Below are 16,851 nucleotides of genomic sequence, written 5' to 3'. Positions count from 1 at the left end.
TCAGCTCCTCTTGAGCTTCGGGTCAAGCGCATCGCGCAGACCGTCGCCGATCAGATTGATGGCGAGAACAGTGATCAGGATTGCCAGACCCGGGAACGTCACCACCCACCAAGCGCGCGTGATGAACTCCCGCGCTTCGGCAAGCATGGTGCCCCATTCCGGCGTCGGCGGCTGTGCACCCATGTTCAGGAAGCCCAGTGCCGCCACTTCGAGAATGGCGTTGGAGAACGACATGGTGGCCTGAACGACCAGCGGCGCCAGACAGTTCGGCAGCACGGTCTTGAACATCAGACGCAGCCTGCTTGCACCGGCAAGCTTGGCAGCCGTCACATATTCCCGCTCCTTTTCCGCCATCACCGCAGCACGCGTCAGGCGCGAAAAGTGCGGCAGCAGAACCAGCGTGATCGCGATGACCGCATTCGTCAGGCCCGGCCCGAGAATAGCCACCAGCACCAGCGCCAGAAGCAGCGACGGGAAGGACAGCATGATATCCATGACGCGCATGAAAGCGGCATCCACCGCGCCGCCCAGATAACCAGCCAGCACGCCAATCGTGATGCCCACGCACATCGAGATCACAACGATCACGAAGCCGACCAGCAGCGAATATTGCGCGCCATAGATCAGGCGGGACAGGATATCGCGACCCACGGCGTCGGTGCCGAGAAGGAACGACGTCGAGCCGCCTTCCTGCCATGCCGGAGGCTTCAGGAAGAATTCGCGAAACTGTTCCGTCGGATCATGCGGCGCAATCAGCGGCGCGAAAATGGCCATCAGAACGATGGCGATGAAAACCCAGAGGCCGATGACAGCGCCGCGATTGACGCTGAAATAAAACCAGAAGTCCTTCAGCATCGCCATACGGCTCACGCCGGGCGTGGCGGTATCCGTGGCGACGGGTGTGTTTGTTACATTGCTCATTGGAACCTCACCTGTGCCGGATACGCGGATTGACCAGACCGTAGAGCAGATCGACAATCAGATTGACTGCCATGACCAACCCTGCAATCAGCAGAAGTCCGCCTTGCACGACCGGATAGTCGCGGCGAGAGATCGAATCGAGCATCCATTTGCCGATGCCCGGCCAGGAAAAGATCGTTTCCGTCAGGATTGCGCCTGCGAGAAGCACGCCAACCTGCAGACCGATGGTCGTGATCACCGGAATGAGGGCATTGCGCAGCGCATGCAGTCCTACAACCCGACGGGTCGGCAGGCCCTTGGCGCGCGCCGTACGCACATAATCCTCACCCAGCACTTCCAGCATCGCCGAACGGGTCTGGCGCGCAATGACTGCAAGCGGAATGGTGGCCAGCACGATGGTTGGCAGAACAAGATGCGAGGCAGCCGATGCAAAAGCACCTTTCTGCCCCGACAACAGACTGTCGATCAGCATGAAGCCGGTGACGGGCGGAAAGAAGAACAGCAGCGAAATACGGCCCGATACCGGGGTCAGCTGCAGATAATTCGAGAAGAAAATGATGAGGAGCAGACCCCACCAGAAGATCGGCATGGAATAACCGACAAGGGCGACACCCATCAGCGACTGGTCGAACCACGACCCGCGCTTGACGGCTGCCACGACGCCCGCCGGAATACCGATCAATACGGCCAGAATGATTGCGCAGACGCTCAATTCCACGGTGGCCGGGAAGAGCGAAAAGAACTCGGTCAGGACGGGCTTCTTGGTGACGATCGAAAGGCCGAAATCGCCATGCAACAGGTTCCAGACATAGTCGAGATATTGCTGCCAGATCGGACGGTCGAAACCGAACTGCGCCATAAGCGCAGCATGACGCTCGGGACTGACACCACGTTCACCGGCCATCAACAGCACCGGATCGCCCGGCAGCACGCGCACGAAACCGAAGGCGACGATGGTGATCCCGATGAAAGTCGGCACCAGATAGGCCAACTTATTCAGAAAAAAACGGAACATAGAATAAACTCCGACCGGGAGCGGAGGGTTTATCCCCCCGCTCCCGGCCGCTGGTGTTGAGACGAATTACTCTGCGATATCGACGCCGGTGAAGCGATGGATACCCACTGGGTCCATCTTGTAACCGGAGACCTTGGAGGACATCGGCATGAAGACGGTCGAGTGGTCGAGAGTTGCCCAAGGAGCCTGCTCCTTGAAGATGACCTGCGCCTGCTCATAGAGCTTGGCGCGTTCGCCTTGATCGGCAGTGATCTTGGCCTTCTGGATCAGATCTTCAAACGGCTTGTAGCACCACTGGGCACGGTTGTTGTTGCCAACGCCCGAGCAGCCGAGCAGAACGCCGAGGAAGTTGTCCGGATCGCCATTGTCACCGGTCCAGCCCATGATGGCCGCACCGTCACGGTCCTTGTCGGACGACTTCTTGAGGTATTCACCCCATTCCATCGAAACGATGTCCACGCCAACGCCAACCTTTGCGAAGTCCGACTGGATCAGTTCGGCAACGCGGCGGGCATTCGGCATGTACGGACGGCTGACCGGCATTGCCCAGACCTTCATCTTCAGGTCCTTGACGCCAGCAGCTTCGAGCGCCTTCTTGGCTTCTTCCGGGTTATACTCGTCGTCCTTGACGTCGTTGTTATAGCCCCACATTGTCGGCGGGATCGGATTCTTGGCAACTTCGCCCGAACCCTGGAACACGGCGTCGACAATGGCCTTCTTGTTGATGGCCTGGTTCAGCGCCTTGCGTACTTCCGGCTTGTCGAACGGAGCGACCAGCGTGTTGTAGGCAAGATAGGCAACGTTCAGACCAGGCTGTTCGTCAACCTTGAGGTTCGAATCGGCCTTCAGGCCTTCAATGTCCGCCGGAGCCGGATAGGACATGATGTGGCATTCGCCAGCCTTTAGCTTCTGCGCGCGCACAGCAGGATCGGTCGTGATCGCGAAAACGAGATCGTCGATCTTTTCCTTGCCGCCCCAGTAGTCCGGGTTAGCCTTGTAGCGGATCACAGCGTCCTTCTGGTAGGCAACGAAAGTGAACGGGCCGGTTCCGAGCGGGAACTGGTTGAGATCGTCCATCTTCTTGTCGGCCTGAAGCTTGTCAGCATATTCTTTCGACAGGATGGATGCGAAATCCATGGCCAGATCGGCGAGGAACGGAGCTTCCGGACGGCTCAGCACGAAGGTGACGGTATGGTCGTCCACGCGCTTGATCTCCTTGATCAGCGTCGGGAATTCCATGCTGTCGAAATATTCGTAGGAAACACCGGCAGTATATTCGTGCCAGGGATTGTCCTTCTTGGCCTGACGCTCGAACGAGAAGATCACGTCGTCGGCGTTGAATTCGCGCGTCGGCGTGAAAAAGTCGGTCGTCTGGAACTTCACACCCTTACGCAGGTGGAAGGTGTATTCGAGACCGTCCTTCGAAACTTCCCAGCTCTCGGCGAGACCTGGTTCAATCGTGGTTTCGCCATGCTTGAACTCGACGAGACGGTCATAAGCCGTGCGCGACGAAGCATCGAACGTATCCCCGCCCGTATAGGCAGCCGGATCGAAGCCTTCAGGCGAAGCCGGCGAGCAGTAAACGAGTGTCTTAGCAGATGCAGCACCGCTCATGAGAGCCACCAGCGCGGTTGCAGCCAGGAGTGTTTTGTACATTTTCATTTTATTGTCCGCCTCCACGGAAAAGTCTGCCGCGCGCGCCCCATTGCCCGCAGCCTGGCCTATCGAAACGCTTGGTTCCCTACTTTGCAAGCGCAATTGTTAGAACCAGTTCACGTTCTTATGCGTTTACCACCCATATTTTTAGATTTTAATTTCTTCAGAACGCCATATTGCGGAAAATTGCGCTAAGCGCGGTCAAATCATAATATTATTTGCGTGAATTTTCGCATGGGGTCATGCAGGTGTCGCATAGCGCCGCTGGAATCGCCGGAATTGCGGGCAATATGAGCGACATCCCTCTGTTTAATCGCTAAAGACTCGGCTAATAACTGGATTACTATACTCATATTTACGGTGGCCCGATGACCGAGACCAGAGACAAGATTGATTCTCCTATCAGGCCGACAACGCCGGAAGCCATTCAGCTGGCGAAGACATTGATGCGCACGGCGCGCTATGGCGCCCTTGCCGTGCTGGATGCGAAAACCCATCGTCCGCTGGCAAGTCGCGTCGCCACTGCCACCGACACGGACGGCACACCGCTCATTCTGGTTTCGGGACTGGCGGCCCATACGCCGGGTCTGCTCGCTAATCCGGCCTGCTCACTATTGCTTGGCGAACCCGGCAAGGGCGATCCGCTTGCCCATCCCCGCATCACGCTTCACTGCGACGCCGCCAAGATCGAGCGGACAGCGGAGGATTATCCGCGCATTCGCCGACGTTACCTGAACCACAATCCCAAGGGCGCACTTTATGTCGACCTCGGCGACTTCGCGTTTTTCCGGCTGCATGTCGCTGGCGCAAGTCTGAACGGCGGCTTCGGCAAGGCCTTCAATCTCACATCGGATGACCTCATCTGTCCCGCTGACATAGCCGAAAGTATGGCTCCCAACGAACAGGACTTTCTTGATAGTGTCACAGAAAATGGAGAAGATGCGATTGTAGCCCGTATCACTGCGGTGACCGGTGCAGCCGCAAGGCCATTGAAGGTGGCAGGAATAGACCCCGACGGTATCGACGTTGCGGTCGGCAATGAGATCGTGCGACTCTCCTTTTCGCGGCGCTGTTCCAGCCCCTCGGAAATACGCGACGAGCTGTCAAAAATGACCGCCTTGCCCCACTGAAACAAATTCACTTTCTTTTTGGGACAAATTTGCGCGATTTAAACCCCTGCGAATTTAAGCAAGGCCTTTTCAAACGAAATGGCAGCCTTTAAATTTGACTTGCGTGTTCCAAAAAGGGACCGTCATTTGAAACTACCAGCGGTCTTACGGGGGTATGACAGCAAATGAACCAAGAACATACTTTTTGTGATTTAACATCAAACGCAGATCAGGCAGCAGATTTTCTTTCAGCACTCGCAAACAACAAGCGACTATTGATTTTATGCAAGCTGCTACACAATGAAATGTCGGTCGGCGCGCTCGCCAAGGCAATTGACCTCAGTCAGTCGGCCTTGTCCCAGCATCTGGCCAAATTGCGGGCTCTCGACCTCGTTTCGACCCGACGCGATGCTCAGACCATCTACTATATGGTTTCGTCACCGCATATCGAGTTGATGTTGTCGACGCTCTCAAGTCTCTATATGAGTCCGACACCGCGCCGGCAGGAACAGCCGGTACTAGCCATCGCTTAAGCATGAGGTTACAGCCGTGCAATGAAATCAGAAGATCATTTGCACGGCTGTCTCCATCGCATAGACGATCCGGACGACGAACGCCTTTCCCCTTATCGTGACATTCGCGAGAAAGACCTCGTTGGACGCCAGAAGCGTTTCATCGCGGAAGGCAAAGTCGTCATCACTGTCCTGTTCTCTTCCACTGCCCGCTTTGAGACAGAATCGTTGCTCGTGCTGGAAAATCGGCTCGAAGGGCTGACAGAACAGCTGGCGCAGATCCCCGCAGGCACCCCGGTTTATTACGTGCCGCAAGCCGTTATGGATGCCGTTGCGGGTTTTCATGTGCATCGCGGCATTCTCGCCGTCGGACGCCGCAAACCCCAGCCGGAATTGGCTGACTTGCTGGCCGCCCTTCCGCAACAGTCGCTCGTCACCGTGCTGTGCGGCATATCCAATCATGACAATGTCGGATCCATCTTCCGCAACGCTGCTGCCTTCGAGGCCGATTGCGTGCTGATGGATGAAACCTGCTGCGATCCGCTTTATCGCAAGGCCATTCGCGTTTCTGTCGGCGCGACGCTGAAAGTCCCCTATTTCCACGGCGGTCGCATCGACGAGACTCTCGCCGCCTTGCAGGATGCAAACTTCAACGTGCTGGCGCTCAGCCCTTCATCGGAAACCAGCATCTATCAGGCAACAGGGCATGATCGTCAGGCGCTGTTGCTTGGTACGGAAGGCGAAGGGCTGCCACAACGGCTGCTGGAGAAGCTGCAGACGGCACGCATTCCGATGTCGAAAGAATTCGACAGCCTGAATGTCGCCACTGCGTCCGGTATCGCCCTGTCGCGCTTCAGTCGGTTTCAATAGACCTCGCGCTTTAACTATTCGTTTTTACGCACATCTTGTCCGAAAACCGTTTCAAACTTTTCGGGATGTGCTCCTAGCCGACGGTAAAAGCGCAGTGATCAGCCGCCCGTCAATGGCCGCCAACCCGGCTGCGATCATCGCCATGCCGATAAAATGCTTGGCTTGCAGGATCTCGCCCAGAAAAAGCACGCCGAGCAGGATCGCGCTGACCGGGATGAGAAACGTCACCAGCATCAGATTGACAGCGCCCGCCGTCGAGAGGATGCGAAAGAAGAGCACATAGGCAAGCGCAGTTGAGAGCAGCGCGATGCCGACCAGCGCGCCCCAGGTGGCGGCGCTTGGCGCGGCCAGCGTCCACGGATGATCCACGATCAGGGCAACCGGAATGAGCATGACGGTCGTTGCCGTCACCTGACCGGTGGCCGTAATCAGCGGGGCGACGCCCATCGCCTTGAAACGGCGTCCGAAAATACCGGCAAAAGCATAGGAGAGCGCTGCGCAGAGAACAGCAAGCTGTGGCCAGAGATTATGGCCAAGTCCGCCGATGGCGTCTGGCCCGATCATGATCGCCACACCGCAGAAGCCGATCATGACCCCCACGATCTTGTTGCGGGTGATCTTTTCGTCCGCGGTAAGGAAATGCGCAACGATTACGCCGAACAGCGGTGTCGTCGCATTGAGGATGGAAGCAAGCCCGCTGGCGATCTGCGTCTGGCCCCAGACGATGAGACAAAACGGCAGCAGATTGTTGAGAAAACCCATACCGAAAAAGGCAACCCAAATGCGCCGGTCCTTCGGCATGGACAGGCCCATGAGGCGGATCAGCACCATCAGGGCCAACGCCGCCAGAGCAACGCGCAGCGTGACAATGCTGAATGGCGGCAGTTCCCGAACCGCAATGCCGTTGAAGAAGAATGACCCGCCCCAGAGCACGGAAAGCACAAGCAACATGCCCCATTCTTTCCAGCCCATCACCTTTTGCGTTGCCATCGCCAGCACTCCCGAAACTCAATAATGAGGCTCTGCTCAAAGCCAGATTAGGCGAACAGGGCCGGATTGACTTCCCGTTTATCGCTTCTAAATTCAACGCTTGGCAAACGAGTGTTTCTCGCAGGATGAGTGAGTAAAACTAAACCATGCATGCACCGCTCCCCTCCCTCAACGGACTGCGTGCGTTTGAAGCCACGGCCCGGCGCGGCAGTGTAACATTGGCAGCGCAGGAACTGAATGTAACGCCCGGCGCTGTCAGCCTTCAGGTGCGCGAGCTGGAAATGTCGCTTGGTATCTCGCTGTTCACGCGCAAGCCACGCCGCCTCATCCTGACACCGGACGGCGAACAGTATTTTGCGGCCTTGCGCACGGCATTCCGCACGATTCGCGAGGCAACGGCACAGCTCAAAACCCGCACACTGCCCATACTGACGATCAGTTGCACGCCAGGCTTCGCCATCCAGTGGCTGACACCTCGGCTCTCGCTTTTTGAAGCCCTTCACCCGCAGGTCGATCTGCGCATCAGCCCATCCAACCGGATTGTCGACCTTGAACGCGACGGCATCGATGTTGCAATACGCCATGGTTTCGGGATCTATCCCGGACTGGAAAGCGAGCGGTTGATCGATGATGACCTGACACCGGTGTGCAGCCCTGCCCTGCTGACGGGCGCAGATCGCGATCCCGCAGTGCTTGAAAATTTCACCCTGCTCCATGACGAGCATCGGCATGACTGGCGCCTATGGCTGGAGGCCGCAGGTCTGGACACCATCGATGCATCGAACGGGCCGATCTTTCTCGACAGCAATGGCGCTATTGAAACAGCGAAAGCCGGGCATGGCTTTGCGCTGGTGCGCCGGTCATTGGTAGCGCGTGAACTGGAGGACGGCGTTCTGGTCGCGCCCTTCTGTCAGGAAGTCGCCAAGGGCTTCGCCTATCATCTGGTCTATCCGGCAACGGCGCTGGAACGCCCGATCGTGGCCTCATTCCGGGACTGGGTGCTGTCACAGGCAAAAAAATAGGCGGGTGTGAAACACCCACCTATCATTTCGTTTGATCTTTCAAACCGGCTCAGGCCGCCGAAGCACTCGCAGTACCGGCCACCAGACGACGCAGCATTTCTTCCGCCTGCGGTTCGCGTTCGGAACGACCGATAAACCCGCCACCGAAGACGCGTGCCGTATTGCTCTCGTCGGAATAAAGCACGCAGGCCTGTCCCGGAGCGATACCGCTTTCGCCATCCACCAGTTCAACCCAGGTCTTGCCATCGCCATGACGCAGAACGGCAGGGCGCGGCGGACGCGTGGAGCGAACCTTCGCGAAAACTTCCATTCCGCCTTCTGGCAGATCGCCGATTGGGCCATCGCCCAGCCAGTTGATATCGCGCAGGAACACCTTGTGTGTTTCCAGCGCCTCACGCGGGCCGACGATGACGCGCGCATTGGCTGCATCAAGATGCACAACGTAAAGCGGCTCGCCAGTGGCAACACCAATACCGCGACGCTGGCCGACCGTGTAATGGACGATGCCGTCGTGACGGCCAAGTGTGCGACCATCGATATGAACGATATCGCCCGGATTGGCGGCTTCCGGCTTCAGCCGGGAGATAATGTCGGAATATTTGCCCTGCGGCACGAAGCAGATATCCTGGCTATCCTGCTTCTTGGCAACCGTCAGGCCCATTTCCTCAGCGATTTCACGCACCTGCGCCTTTGGCAGATGGCCAAGCGGGAAGCGCAGATAATCGATCTGCTCCTGCGTGGTCGCGAAAAGGAAATAGCTCTGGTCACGATCCGTATCGACCGGACGATAGAGCGAGCGGTGCGCACCATTGGCGCGGCTGCGAATATAGTGACCCGTTGCCAGAGCATCCGCACCAAGATCGCGCGCAGTCTGGAGAAGATCAGCGAACTTAACCGTCTGGTTGCAGGAGACGCATGGGATCGGCGTCTCACCGCTGACATAGGAATTCGCAAACGGATCGATCACGGCTTCGCGGAAACGCGCTTCGTAATCGAGAACGTAATGGGGAATGCCGAGGCTTTCCGAAACGCGGCGGGCGTCTTCAATATCCTGTCCTGCACAACAGGAACCGGCGCGATGAACCGCTGCGCCATGATCATAAAGCTGCAGCGTCACGCCGACGACGTCGTAACCTTCACGTTTGAGAATCCCGGCCACAACAGATGAATCGACGCCGCCCGACATGGCGACGACAACGCGCGTGTCTTCCGGCTTTCCCGGCAGATCGAGGCTGTTCAGGCTCATGATTGATTCCAGCTTCCGGGCATGCGCCCCGCTTCTCAAAATTCAGATTTCTAAGGCCTATATAGGCGAAACTGCGGCAATTTGCCAAGGTGTCGCAGAATAAACATTGGTCGAATTGCGACCTGCCCCGCACACTTCACCGTGAAATTCACCCAAAAACACCGAAATATCGTCGGGCCCTTCATTTTTCTTCGAAAATTTTTCAAGTGTTACCAGAGTGTTACCGGCAGTTTAGGTAATTTTTAAAGCTGTGGCGCTAGTCTCACACTCGATTAGGTCCTTGAGTGTTGTGTAGAGAGTACAATGACCGATCTGGTAAGACCGCGTATAAAGTATGTAATTGGTCCCGATGGCAGCCCGCTGACCATTGCGGATCTTCCCCCCGCCAATACAAGGCGCTGGGTCATCCGCCGCAAGGCCGAAGTTGTCGCTGCTGTTCGCGGCGGACTTCTGAGCCTTGAGGAGGCATGCCAGCGTTATACATTGACGGTGGAAGAGTTCCTTGGCTGGCAGTCCTCGATCGATGAGCATGGTCTCGCCGGTCTCCGGACGACCAGAATTCAGCAATATCGGCACTGATGGATCGTGCCGGGTTGAACAGACGTTCAATCATTCGAACGATTCAGCCCATTGATCTGACAAATTGAAAACCGGCCCTTTGGGCCGGTTTTTGTTTGCGCAAATCATTCCTATGTTGAAGACTGTATGTGTTCAATCTGGAGGATGGCATGAGCGGAAATATCGAGATTCGCAAGGAAGGCAGTTCCGATGGCGGACGCTATGTGGCGTCGCTGGATGGCAGCGAAGCCGAAATGACCTACACCAAGCTGGGGCCTTCGCTCATTTCCGTCGATCATACCCGCGTGCCGGAGTCCATGCGCGGCAAGGGCGCCGCACAGGCGCTGGCCAAGAACGCCATTCTCGATGCGCGCCGCAATGGCTGGAAAATCATTCCGCGCTGCAGCTTCTTGCATGCGCAGGCGACGCGTCACCCCGATTGGTCAGATGTGATAACCAACGGCTGATAATGCCGGCAGGAAACTGAAACGCCGACCGTGTTATCTGGTCGGCGTTTTCGCGAATCATGCGTGATAGGATCGGCGAACGATCAGCCTTTCGGCAATTCCTGAATGCGGCTTGCAAGGCTTTTGGAGACGGCCTTGCCATTCTTTCCGCCTGCCACCGTCTCTGCAGCTTGCAGAATGCCGGGAATAGGCGAATCGGGCCCTTCCTTTTCAGCGGTTGCAGCAACCATCCGGGCAGCAAGCTCCGCCATTTCCTCGCGAAGCGCTGCATTCTGTCGCGTGATCTCCGCCTGATCCTGATCGGACAGCGAAACAGCGACGGCACCGCCCCGCGAAAAGCGTTCCAGCTTTTCCTGTGCATCGGACAGTTCGGAAATCAGCTTTTCCAGCTTCTGCTGCAAATCGCCGTTTCGGCGTTTCTCGCTCTTCAATTCAGTCTGCGCCGAGGTGAGCTGCGTTGAAAGCTCGTTATAGCGGGCAGTTGCTTCCTTACGGTCACGGCGCATTTCGGTTATCTCGCTCGACAAGCGGCCACGTTCAGCCTCATTAGCGCTTATCTCGATACGCAGCGTATCCGCAAGCCCTTCCAGCGCAGTGTAATGGCTTTGAATGCGTTCAAGCTCCGCTTGCAGAATCTCGGACTTTTCCGAGGCCGTTCCCTGCGAAGACTTGGCCTCCAGCAGCGCCTGATCCTGCTCTGCCAGTTTCTTCTCGATGGTGGACTGGCTTTCCTCGAGCAGTGGAATGCGCTTCAGCTCATCATATTGACGCCCAAGCGCGACCGCCTGTTCGGCTGCCTTCTGGCGCTCCCGCTTCAATTGCTGCTCCAGTTTTCTGATGGCCATGGCAAATTCAGCGCGCAATCCGTCCTTGTCGGCGCGGATTTCAGCGAGCGTGATCGGCAGTTCGGCCTGAACCTGCCGTCGCGCCAGAAAGAAAGCGCGCCGCCAGACCGACGGCCCGAGCAGGATCAGGACGAAAACCGTCACAAGAACGCCAAGCAGGAAGAAAAGTGCGGACTGGATCAAGGTTTCACACGAAGTTGAGCTTTTTGCAGCCAAACAGAACCATCAGGGATGGTAGCGCATAGGTCTGGGATGCGCAAAAGGCTTTCTTGCACCGAAACATTCCGGGTGCAGAACAGCCTTCGCGCAGCCAAAATTCACAACGACCTAGAAGGGGTTCCAGGTCGGAGCGGCGGAAACCTTCAGATAGCCGATATTCACGCCAAGCCTTGCGCCAACGCCGGTGCGGATCGGCACGAGCACGATGTTTTCGCGCTTCAGCACGTTGAACCCGACGCCTGCGACCACATAAGCCGAACCGGCAACGCCCGCGTAACGGCCGTAAAGGTTCTGGATATCGTCCAGATTATAGACGAGCATCATGACGCGCGAGCCCTGACCGCCGAAATCCCAGCCGAGCGAAGGGCCCTGCCAGTAAGTCTTATGGTCACCGGCATTCTTCGTATAAAGCGTGCCTTCGCCATAGGTCAGACCGCCGATGAACGCGCCTGAACCTTCTTCACCAAGAACATAGCCGTTCGGTAGGCCGAAGCTCTGGAATGCTTTCTCGACGGCGCTGGCAAGTCCGCCCGAAGCCGAGCCGAAGAACCGATGACCGGAATCGACGATTTCCTCGGCGGTGTAGGTGTTCTGCGCCCGTGCCTGATGCGGCAGAGCGAGGATGGAGACAAACAGTGCCGCAAGAAACGCGATGTAATACGCCGCATTGCGGAAACTGGTTTGCGACAGGGATGGTATGGCCATTTTTTTGTTTCCTTCTGGCTACCGCTTCTCTGTCTGACGCCCTGTTAAAAGCATGACGCCGCCTCTTCCGGGCTTTCGCGTCGAATCGCGCATATTGTAAACGCTAATTTATTGTCCAAACCTTTATGAGCGGAAATTGGCGTTACAAAGGCGAAAATCCCGCGTCTTTATCAACTTGCCTCCATTCATAAGACGATCTCAAGCTGATCTCACAAAAGACAGCTTTGTTGCGGCTTTCTAGTGTGGCGTGTATCCAGTTAAACCGACATTCAGGGCGATTCGCCCACCTTCATGCCGCGCGTCAAACAACAGGTTTTACGGGCGGTTTCGTTAACCGATCAGGACGCGACCGTCCGGCCGAAGCGCCGCGGAGCCGGGTCCATCCGCGTTCCGGAGAAAGCGCCATGCCACTACCCGTTACCCTTTCCGCACTCGACCTCGGTGCGCTTCTGTGCAGCAGGATCTGTCATGACATCATCTCGCCGGTTGGCGCGATCAATAACGGTCTTGAACTGCTGGAAGAAGGCGGCGCAGATGAAGATGCAATGGCGCTGATCAAGTCGAGCGCGCGCAACGCCTCGGCCCGTCTGCAGTTTGCTCGCATTGCCTTCGGTGCTGCCGGTTCTGCAGGCGTGCAGATCGACACGGGTGACGCGCAGACCGTCGCCACCGAATATTTCAAGAACGAGAAGCCGGAACTGACCTGGGAAGGCACGCGCGTGCTTCTGCCCAAGAACAAGGTGAAGCTGCTGCTCAACATGCTGCTGATCGCCAATGGCGCGATCCCGCGCGGCGGCTCGCTTGCCGTACGTCTGGAAGGCGGCGATACCGAGCCGCGCTTCGTCATCACGGCCAAGGGCCGCATGCTGCGCGTTCCGCCAAAGTTCCTGGAGCTGCATTCCGGCGCCACCCCGGAAGAGCCGATCGACGCGCATTCCGTGCAGCCTTATTATACGCTGTTGCTCGCCGAAGAAGCTGGCATGACGATTTCCATTCACGCGACGGCAGAAGATATCGTATTCTCCGCCGAGTAAGTGAATTTGGAGCGCGGGTCCGCCCGCGCTCTTGCTGACAAGACAGCAGGCAAATATCGTGTCGCTGTGAGATGTTTCGGCAGCTTCGTTGCCGCTCTGGGGGAAAGTGATGGGAGACGAACCGATGGCCGGTTATTGCTTGCTGGTTGACGATTCATCCGTCATCCGCAAGGTCGCGCGCCGTATCCTATCCGATTCCATTGCGGAGTTTGCCGAAGTCTCCACAGGACATGAAGCGATTGATAGTTGCGCATCGCGCATGCCGGATATCATTCTTCTCGATTTCGATCTGCCGGACATGACCGCCCTCGAAGTCATCCCGGAACTGCGCGCCCTGCCCGATGGCCAGCATCCGCGTATTATCGTTTGTCTCTATGAACTCGACGTCACGCGCATCATGCGCGCCAAACGCTCCGGCGCAGATGGCTACATATTGAAGCCTTTCGACCGCGCCTATCTCACCGAGCAATTCGCTATCCTGATGAGCGCCGAGCCGCAGAAGCGCCCTCGCCTGGCCTGACACGACCTTTGGCGGCGTGTCGCGGTCAAACGACCTCATCTTCTAGCCGCCAAAAAGCAAAAAGCTCCGCCGAAGCGGAGCTTTTTATTTGGTGACCTGAAGGTCCGGGCCGATCAGGCGCTTTCGCGCAGTTCGGCATCCGGCTCGCGCAGCACATAGCCGCGGCCCCAGACGGTTTCAATGTAGCTCTGGCTACCGGAAACCGCATCAAGCTTCTTGCGCAGTTTGCAGATGAAGACGTCGATGATCTTCAGTTCCGGCTCGTCCATACCGCCATAAAGGTGGTTGAGGAACATTTCCTTGGTGAGCGTCGTACCCTTGCGCAAGCTCAGAAGCTCGAGCATCTGGTATTCCTTGCCCGTCAGGTGAACGCGCTGGCCGGAAACTTCCACCGTCTTTGCGTCCAGATTGACGATCAGATCACCCGTGGTGATGACCGACTGTGCATGGCCCTTCGAGCGACGAACGATCGCATGAATACGCGCGATCAGCTCGTCCTTGTGGAAAGGCTTGGTCATGTAGTCGTCAGCGCCGAAGCCGAGGCCGCGAACCTTGTCCTCAATGCCGGCCATGCCGGAGAGGATCAGGATTGGCGTCTTCACCTTGGAAAGGCGCAACGTACGAAGAACTTCGTAACCAGACATATCCGGCAGATTCAAATCCAGCAGGATGATGTCGTAGTCATAAAGCTTGCCGAGATCGATGCCTTCCTCGCCCAGATCGGTCGTGTAGACATTGAAACTCTCGGACTTGAGCATCAGCTCAATGCTCTGTGCGATAGCACTGTCGTCTTCAATCAAAAGGACGCGCATCTCTTATCCCCTTTCCGCAGCCGACCAGATGTCCCTCAAGGCGGCACACGGAACCGTCGTTGCCTCTGTATGAAGGTGCCAGCAAATGGTTAACAAAATATGATTCTGGTTGGCAAGCATATTTATGCCCTGTTTAGAAAATTCTCGTAGCAATCTGAATCATAAGGAGATTCACTTTCCCATGACTCTAAAGCATCACTTTAAGAATTCTCGCTAAGCGATTCATCCGACTCTAGGTTTCACCTGTTGCTCAAAAACCACATTAGGTTTACCGAGCCTTAAGTCCTAACGCGTATGATTAACCTCGCCGGTAAAGGAATGGTTACCAAACGGGTGAAATCTTAACTTTTTGTTTCGCTACGAAGGGTGATTTCCGACAACGGCCGCGACGCTTTCCCTCTTTGGGGCTGGATTCGCGGGGGATTCGCGGTGTGAACGGGCGCGTTTTGCTTATTCACACTTGTTAATAAAGCATGGTCCGATCGCGTGAAACGAAGGTCGGCAAGACTATGCTTCGAATGAATTTGTTTAGAGCGCCGATCCGATAAGCCGGATCGAACCGTTTTCTAGACTCAGGGGGGAACGCCCCAACACATGGAAGCTGGTTGGTGTTCAAGGAGTATTGCGTATGAAGCCACGTGAAAGCCTAGTCAGGCTGAAACTGTTCCAGGTGAAGGAAAAGCGCCGTCAACTGGGCCAGCTTGACCTGATGATCGGCGAGTTCGAGCGAATGGCCGGAGAACTCGACGCCCAGATTTTGTCGGAAGAAAAGAAAGCCGGCATCACCGACATCAATCATTTTGCCTATCCGACCTTCGCCAAGGCTGCGCGCCAGCGGCGTGACAACCTGTTCGGTTCGATCGGCGATCTGATGTCGCAGAAGGAAGCGGCAGAAGCAGAACTGGCCGTCGCCGAGATCGAGCTTTCCAAGGCCGAAGCGCTGGAAGAGCGCGACGGTGGCAAGGCGCCACGCGAAGTCGTCGAGCGCCCGGCCAATCAGCGTCGCGCAATGATCGGCTGATCAACGGCGAAACGATTGCGATTTTCAAGACACTGCCCTTCTTGCAAGGGCAGTGTCTTTTCGTCTGTACATAAGTCGGGCCGGAAAATAACAACCAACACGCTCCATCGGCACCAACGACATAAAAACTTGGTTTGCATCCCGCCGCACCCGCATGTAGGGAAGGCATGCAATGCAGAAATCCGCCCCCCCAGGGCTTAAACCAGCCCCAAGCAAATTCAATTTGAGCAAGATGCCCAAGCCGGCCCAGTGGGGCCTGCTTCTGGTGATGTCGGCTGTCCTGATCTTTGCCGGGGAAATGCTGCATCTTCCCGCAGCCTTGCTGTTGGGAGCCATGATCGGCGGCATTCTGATGGCGGCTGGCGAGAGCAGCTTGCGGGTTCACAGCCAGCTTTCGACACTTGCGCAAGCCGTGGTTGGCCTCTTGATTGCGCGTGCGATAACGCCTGAGTTCTTCTCCAATATGGGGCGGCATTTGCCGATCATCCTGATCTCAATGCTCTTCGTGCTGTTTTCCAGCACGCTGATTGGCTATCTGCTGGCGCGGTTCCGCGTCCTGCCAGGCACAACTGCCGTCTGGGGCTCATCTCCCGGTGCCGCCACCGCGATGACCCTGATGGCGGAATCCTTCGGCGCAGACGCGCGGCTTGTCGCCTTCATGCAATATCTGCGTGTCGTGCTGGTCGCGACCACTGCGTCGCTCGTCGTCCGCCTGGGTGCTGGCGTGGAAATGGCAACGCCCGCTGCAATGGACTGGTTTCCACCGCTCAACCCATCCAGCCTTGGCGCAACGCTGCTTCTTGTCATTGCTGGTGCGCTGCTTGGTCAGGTCTCGCGTATTCCCACGGGCTCCATGCTGGTGCCGTTGGTGCTGGGCGCGATTCTTCAAGATACCGGCATCATGACCATTGACCTGCCGCCATGGCTGCTCGCGATCAGCTATACGCTGATTGGCTGGCGCATCGGGCTTGGCTTCTCGCGTGCGATCATTGCCCATGCGGCACGGGCATTTCCTGCAGTGCTGGCCTCCACGCTGATCCTGATCGCCGTCTGCGGCCTGTTCGGCATGGCGCTTGGCCACATGCTCGATCTCGATCCCTTGACCGCTTATCTGGCAACAAGCCCCGGCGGCGCGGACACGGTTGCCATTATCGCCGCATCGACCAATGTCGACCTGCCCTTTATCATCGCCATGCAGACGAGCCGCTTCTTCGTCGTGCTTTTTGCCGGACCAGCCATTGCCCGCTTCGTCGCCAAACGCGTGGAAAGAAGCCTGGCAAAACGTCCGCAAAAATCGGGCAAATAAAAAACCCGGCTTTCGCCGGGTTT

18 protein-coding genes are annotated in these 16,851 nt (G+C 57.0%); 10 read left to right on the top strand and 8 right to left on the bottom strand.

The features are described from left to right. From FHW03_RS12485 to FHW03_RS12475, 3 genes are all read right to left on the bottom strand, one after another. Positions 1-861, bottom strand: a complete 861-nt coding sequence (locus FHW03_RS12485) for an ABC transporter permease subunit (RefSeq protein WP_162762627.1) — start codon at positions 859-861, stop codon at positions 1-3. A gap of 67 nt (positions 862-928) precedes the next feature. Then, complete coding sequence (locus FHW03_RS12480; protein WP_182520935.1) at positions 929-1,936, bottom strand: ABC transporter permease subunit; 1,008 nt, start codon at positions 1,934-1,936, stop codon at positions 929-931. A 66-nt stretch (positions 1,937-2,002) separates the two neighbouring features. After that, entirely contained in the window at positions 2,003-3,598 is a 1,596-nt protein-coding gene (locus tag FHW03_RS12475) for an ABC transporter substrate-binding protein (RefSeq protein WP_182520934.1), read from the bottom strand. Positions 3,599-3,960: 362 nt separating this feature from the next. Between FHW03_RS12475 and FHW03_RS12470 the strand changes: the two genes are divergently transcribed. From FHW03_RS12470 to FHW03_RS12460, 3 genes are all read left to right on the top strand, one after another. Continuing rightward, the gene (locus tag FHW03_RS12470; protein WP_182520933.1) at positions 3,961-4,722 is read left to right on the top strand and encodes a DUF2470 domain-containing protein; all 762 of its coding nucleotides are present in this window, start codon (positions 3,961-3,963) and stop codon (positions 4,720-4,722) included. A 164-nt stretch (positions 4,723-4,886) separates the two neighbouring features. Continuing rightward, positions 4,887-5,234 carry a helix-turn-helix transcriptional regulator gene (locus FHW03_RS12465; RefSeq protein ID WP_182520932.1) on the top strand — a complete coding sequence of 116 codons (348 nt, stop codon included), beginning with the start codon at positions 4,887-4,889 and terminating at the stop codon, positions 5,232-5,234. Positions 5,235-5,255: 21 nt separating this feature from the next. Beyond that, complete coding sequence (locus tag FHW03_RS12460) at positions 5,256-6,083, top strand: RNA methyltransferase (RefSeq protein ID WP_182520931.1); 828 nt, start codon at positions 5,256-5,258, stop codon at positions 6,081-6,083. A gap of 51 nt (positions 6,084-6,134) precedes the next feature. Here the strand turns inward: FHW03_RS12460 and FHW03_RS12455 are convergent, their stop codons facing one another. Next, positions 6,135-7,073 carry a DMT family transporter gene (locus FHW03_RS12455; RefSeq protein ID WP_182520930.1) on the bottom strand — a complete coding sequence of 313 codons (939 nt, stop codon included), beginning with the start codon at positions 7,071-7,073 and terminating at the stop codon, positions 6,135-6,137. A 146-nt stretch (positions 7,074-7,219) separates the two neighbouring features. On the opposite strand from FHW03_RS12455, the gene gcvA reads away from it, so the two are divergent. After that, positions 7,220-8,095 (top strand): transcriptional regulator GcvA, encoded by an 876-nt coding sequence (gene gcvA / locus FHW03_RS12450; RefSeq protein WP_182520929.1) that lies wholly within the window; start codon positions 7,220-7,222, stop codon positions 8,093-8,095. Positions 8,096-8,144: 49 nt separating this feature from the next. On the opposite strand, the gene mnmA is transcribed toward gcvA, so the two are convergent. Then, entirely contained in the window at positions 8,145-9,341 is a 1,197-nt protein-coding gene (mnmA, locus tag FHW03_RS12445; protein WP_182520928.1) for a tRNA 2-thiouridine(34) synthase MnmA, read from the bottom strand. A gap of 303 nt (positions 9,342-9,644) precedes the next feature. Here mnmA and FHW03_RS12440 point away from each other — a divergent pair, with 303 nt between their 5' ends. Beyond that, positions 9,645-9,920, top strand: a complete 276-nt coding sequence (locus FHW03_RS12440) for a DUF1153 domain-containing protein (RefSeq protein WP_010659559.1) — start codon at positions 9,645-9,647, stop codon at positions 9,918-9,920. 149 nt (positions 9,921-10,069) lie between these two features. Continuing rightward, complete coding sequence (locus FHW03_RS12435) at positions 10,070-10,366, top strand: GNAT family N-acetyltransferase (protein ID WP_182520927.1); 297 nt, start codon at positions 10,070-10,072, stop codon at positions 10,364-10,366. Between the two features lie 83 nt (positions 10,367-10,449). On the opposite strand, the gene FHW03_RS12430 is transcribed toward FHW03_RS12435, so the two are convergent. Then, positions 10,450-11,370 (bottom strand): hypothetical protein, encoded by a 921-nt coding sequence (locus FHW03_RS12430; RefSeq protein WP_182521181.1) that lies wholly within the window; start codon positions 11,368-11,370, stop codon positions 10,450-10,452. A gap of 168 nt (positions 11,371-11,538) precedes the next feature. Further along, positions 11,539-12,135: a DUF1134 domain-containing protein gene (locus FHW03_RS12425; RefSeq protein ID WP_078338797.1), complete on the bottom strand. Its 597-nt coding sequence runs from the start codon at positions 12,133-12,135 to the stop codon at positions 11,539-11,541. 404 nt (positions 12,136-12,539) lie between these two features. On the opposite strand from FHW03_RS12425, the gene chpT reads away from it, so the two are divergent. Both chpT and FHW03_RS12415 read left to right on the top strand, forming a co-directional pair. Beyond that, positions 12,540-13,169, top strand: coding sequence for a histidine phosphotransferase ChpT (gene chpT, locus FHW03_RS12420; RefSeq protein WP_182520926.1), 630 nt, complete (start codon positions 12,540-12,542; stop codon positions 13,167-13,169). A gap of 109 nt (positions 13,170-13,278) precedes the next feature. Further along, positions 13,279-13,689, top strand: a complete 411-nt coding sequence (locus tag FHW03_RS12415; protein ID WP_182520925.1) for a response regulator — start codon at positions 13,279-13,281, stop codon at positions 13,687-13,689. 113 nt (positions 13,690-13,802) lie between these two features. On the opposite strand, the gene ctrA is transcribed toward FHW03_RS12415, so the two are convergent. Continuing rightward, positions 13,803-14,501: a response regulator transcription factor CtrA gene (gene ctrA, locus FHW03_RS12410; protein WP_078338799.1), complete on the bottom strand. Its 699-nt coding sequence runs from the start codon at positions 14,499-14,501 to the stop codon at positions 13,803-13,805. Positions 14,502-15,129: 628 nt separating this feature from the next. Here ctrA and FHW03_RS12405 point away from each other — a divergent pair. Beyond that, positions 15,130-15,522, top strand: a complete 393-nt coding sequence (locus FHW03_RS12405) for a flagellar export protein FliJ (RefSeq protein ID WP_078338800.1) — start codon at positions 15,130-15,132, stop codon at positions 15,520-15,522. Positions 15,523-15,754: 232 nt separating this feature from the next. Further along, complete coding sequence (locus FHW03_RS12400; RefSeq protein ID WP_377514827.1) at positions 15,755-16,828, top strand: AbrB family transcriptional regulator; 1,074 nt, start codon at positions 15,755-15,757, stop codon at positions 16,826-16,828. The last annotated feature ends 23 nt before the right edge of the window (positions 16,829-16,851 follow it).

This window comes from Ochrobactrum sp. RH2CCR150, from assembly GCA_014138095.1.
Taxonomy (GTDB): Bacteria; Pseudomonadota; Alphaproteobacteria; order Rhizobiales; family Rhizobiaceae; genus Brucella; species Brucella gambitense.
Note: the sequence above shows the minus strand (reverse complement) of the source record. Positions and strands in the feature narration are given on the sequence as shown.

Excerpts from the sequence above, each read along its gene's own strand:
- ctrA (WP_078338799.1), bottom strand. The coding sequence starts at position 14,501 with ATGCGCGTCCTTTTGATTGAAGACGACAGTGCTATCGCACAGAGCATT.
- FHW03_RS12440 (WP_010659559.1), top strand. The coding sequence starts at position 9,645 with ATGACCGATCTGGTAAGACCGCGTATAAAGTATGTAATTGGTCCCGAT.
- FHW03_RS12470 (WP_182520933.1), top strand. The coding sequence starts at position 3,961 with ATGACCGAGACCAGAGACAAGATTGATTCTCCTATCAGGCCGACAACG.
- FHW03_RS12475 (WP_182520934.1), bottom strand. The coding sequence starts at position 3,598 with ATGAAAATGTACAAAACACTCCTGGCTGCAACCGCGCTGGTGGCTCTC.
- FHW03_RS12485 (WP_162762627.1), bottom strand. The coding sequence starts at position 861 with ATGGCGATGCTGAAGGACTTCTGGTTTTATTTCAGCGTCAATCGCGGC.
- FHW03_RS12455 (WP_182520930.1), bottom strand. The coding sequence starts at position 7,073 with ATGGCAACGCAAAAGGTGATGGGCTGGAAAGAATGGGGCATGTTGCTT.
- gcvA (WP_182520929.1), top strand. The coding sequence starts at position 7,220 with ATGCATGCACCGCTCCCCTCCCTCAACGGACTGCGTGCGTTTGAAGCC.
- FHW03_RS12415 (WP_182520925.1), top strand. The coding sequence starts at position 13,279 with ATGGGAGACGAACCGATGGCCGGTTATTGCTTGCTGGTTGACGATTCA.
- FHW03_RS12465 (WP_182520932.1), top strand. The coding sequence starts at position 4,887 with ATGAACCAAGAACATACTTTTTGTGATTTAACATCAAACGCAGATCAG.
- FHW03_RS12460 (WP_182520931.1), top strand. The coding sequence starts at position 5,256 with ATGAAATCAGAAGATCATTTGCACGGCTGTCTCCATCGCATAGACGAT.
- FHW03_RS12435 (WP_182520927.1), top strand. The coding sequence starts at position 10,070 with ATGAGCGGAAATATCGAGATTCGCAAGGAAGGCAGTTCCGATGGCGGA.
- chpT (WP_182520926.1), top strand. The coding sequence starts at position 12,540 with ATGCCACTACCCGTTACCCTTTCCGCACTCGACCTCGGTGCGCTTCTG.
- FHW03_RS12400 (WP_377514827.1), top strand. The coding sequence starts at position 15,755 with ATGCCCAAGCCGGCCCAGTGGGGCCTGCTTCTGGTGATGTCGGCTGTC.
- FHW03_RS12480 (WP_182520935.1), bottom strand. The coding sequence starts at position 1,936 with ATGTTCCGTTTTTTTCTGAATAAGTTGGCCTATCTGGTGCCGACTTTC.
- FHW03_RS12425 (WP_078338797.1), bottom strand. The coding sequence starts at position 12,135 with ATGGCCATACCATCCCTGTCGCAAACCAGTTTCCGCAATGCGGCGTAT.
- mnmA (WP_182520928.1), bottom strand. The coding sequence starts at position 9,341 with ATGAGCCTGAACAGCCTCGATCTGCCGGGAAAGCCGGAAGACACGCGC.
- FHW03_RS12405 (WP_078338800.1), top strand. The coding sequence starts at position 15,130 with ATGAAGCCACGTGAAAGCCTAGTCAGGCTGAAACTGTTCCAGGTGAAG.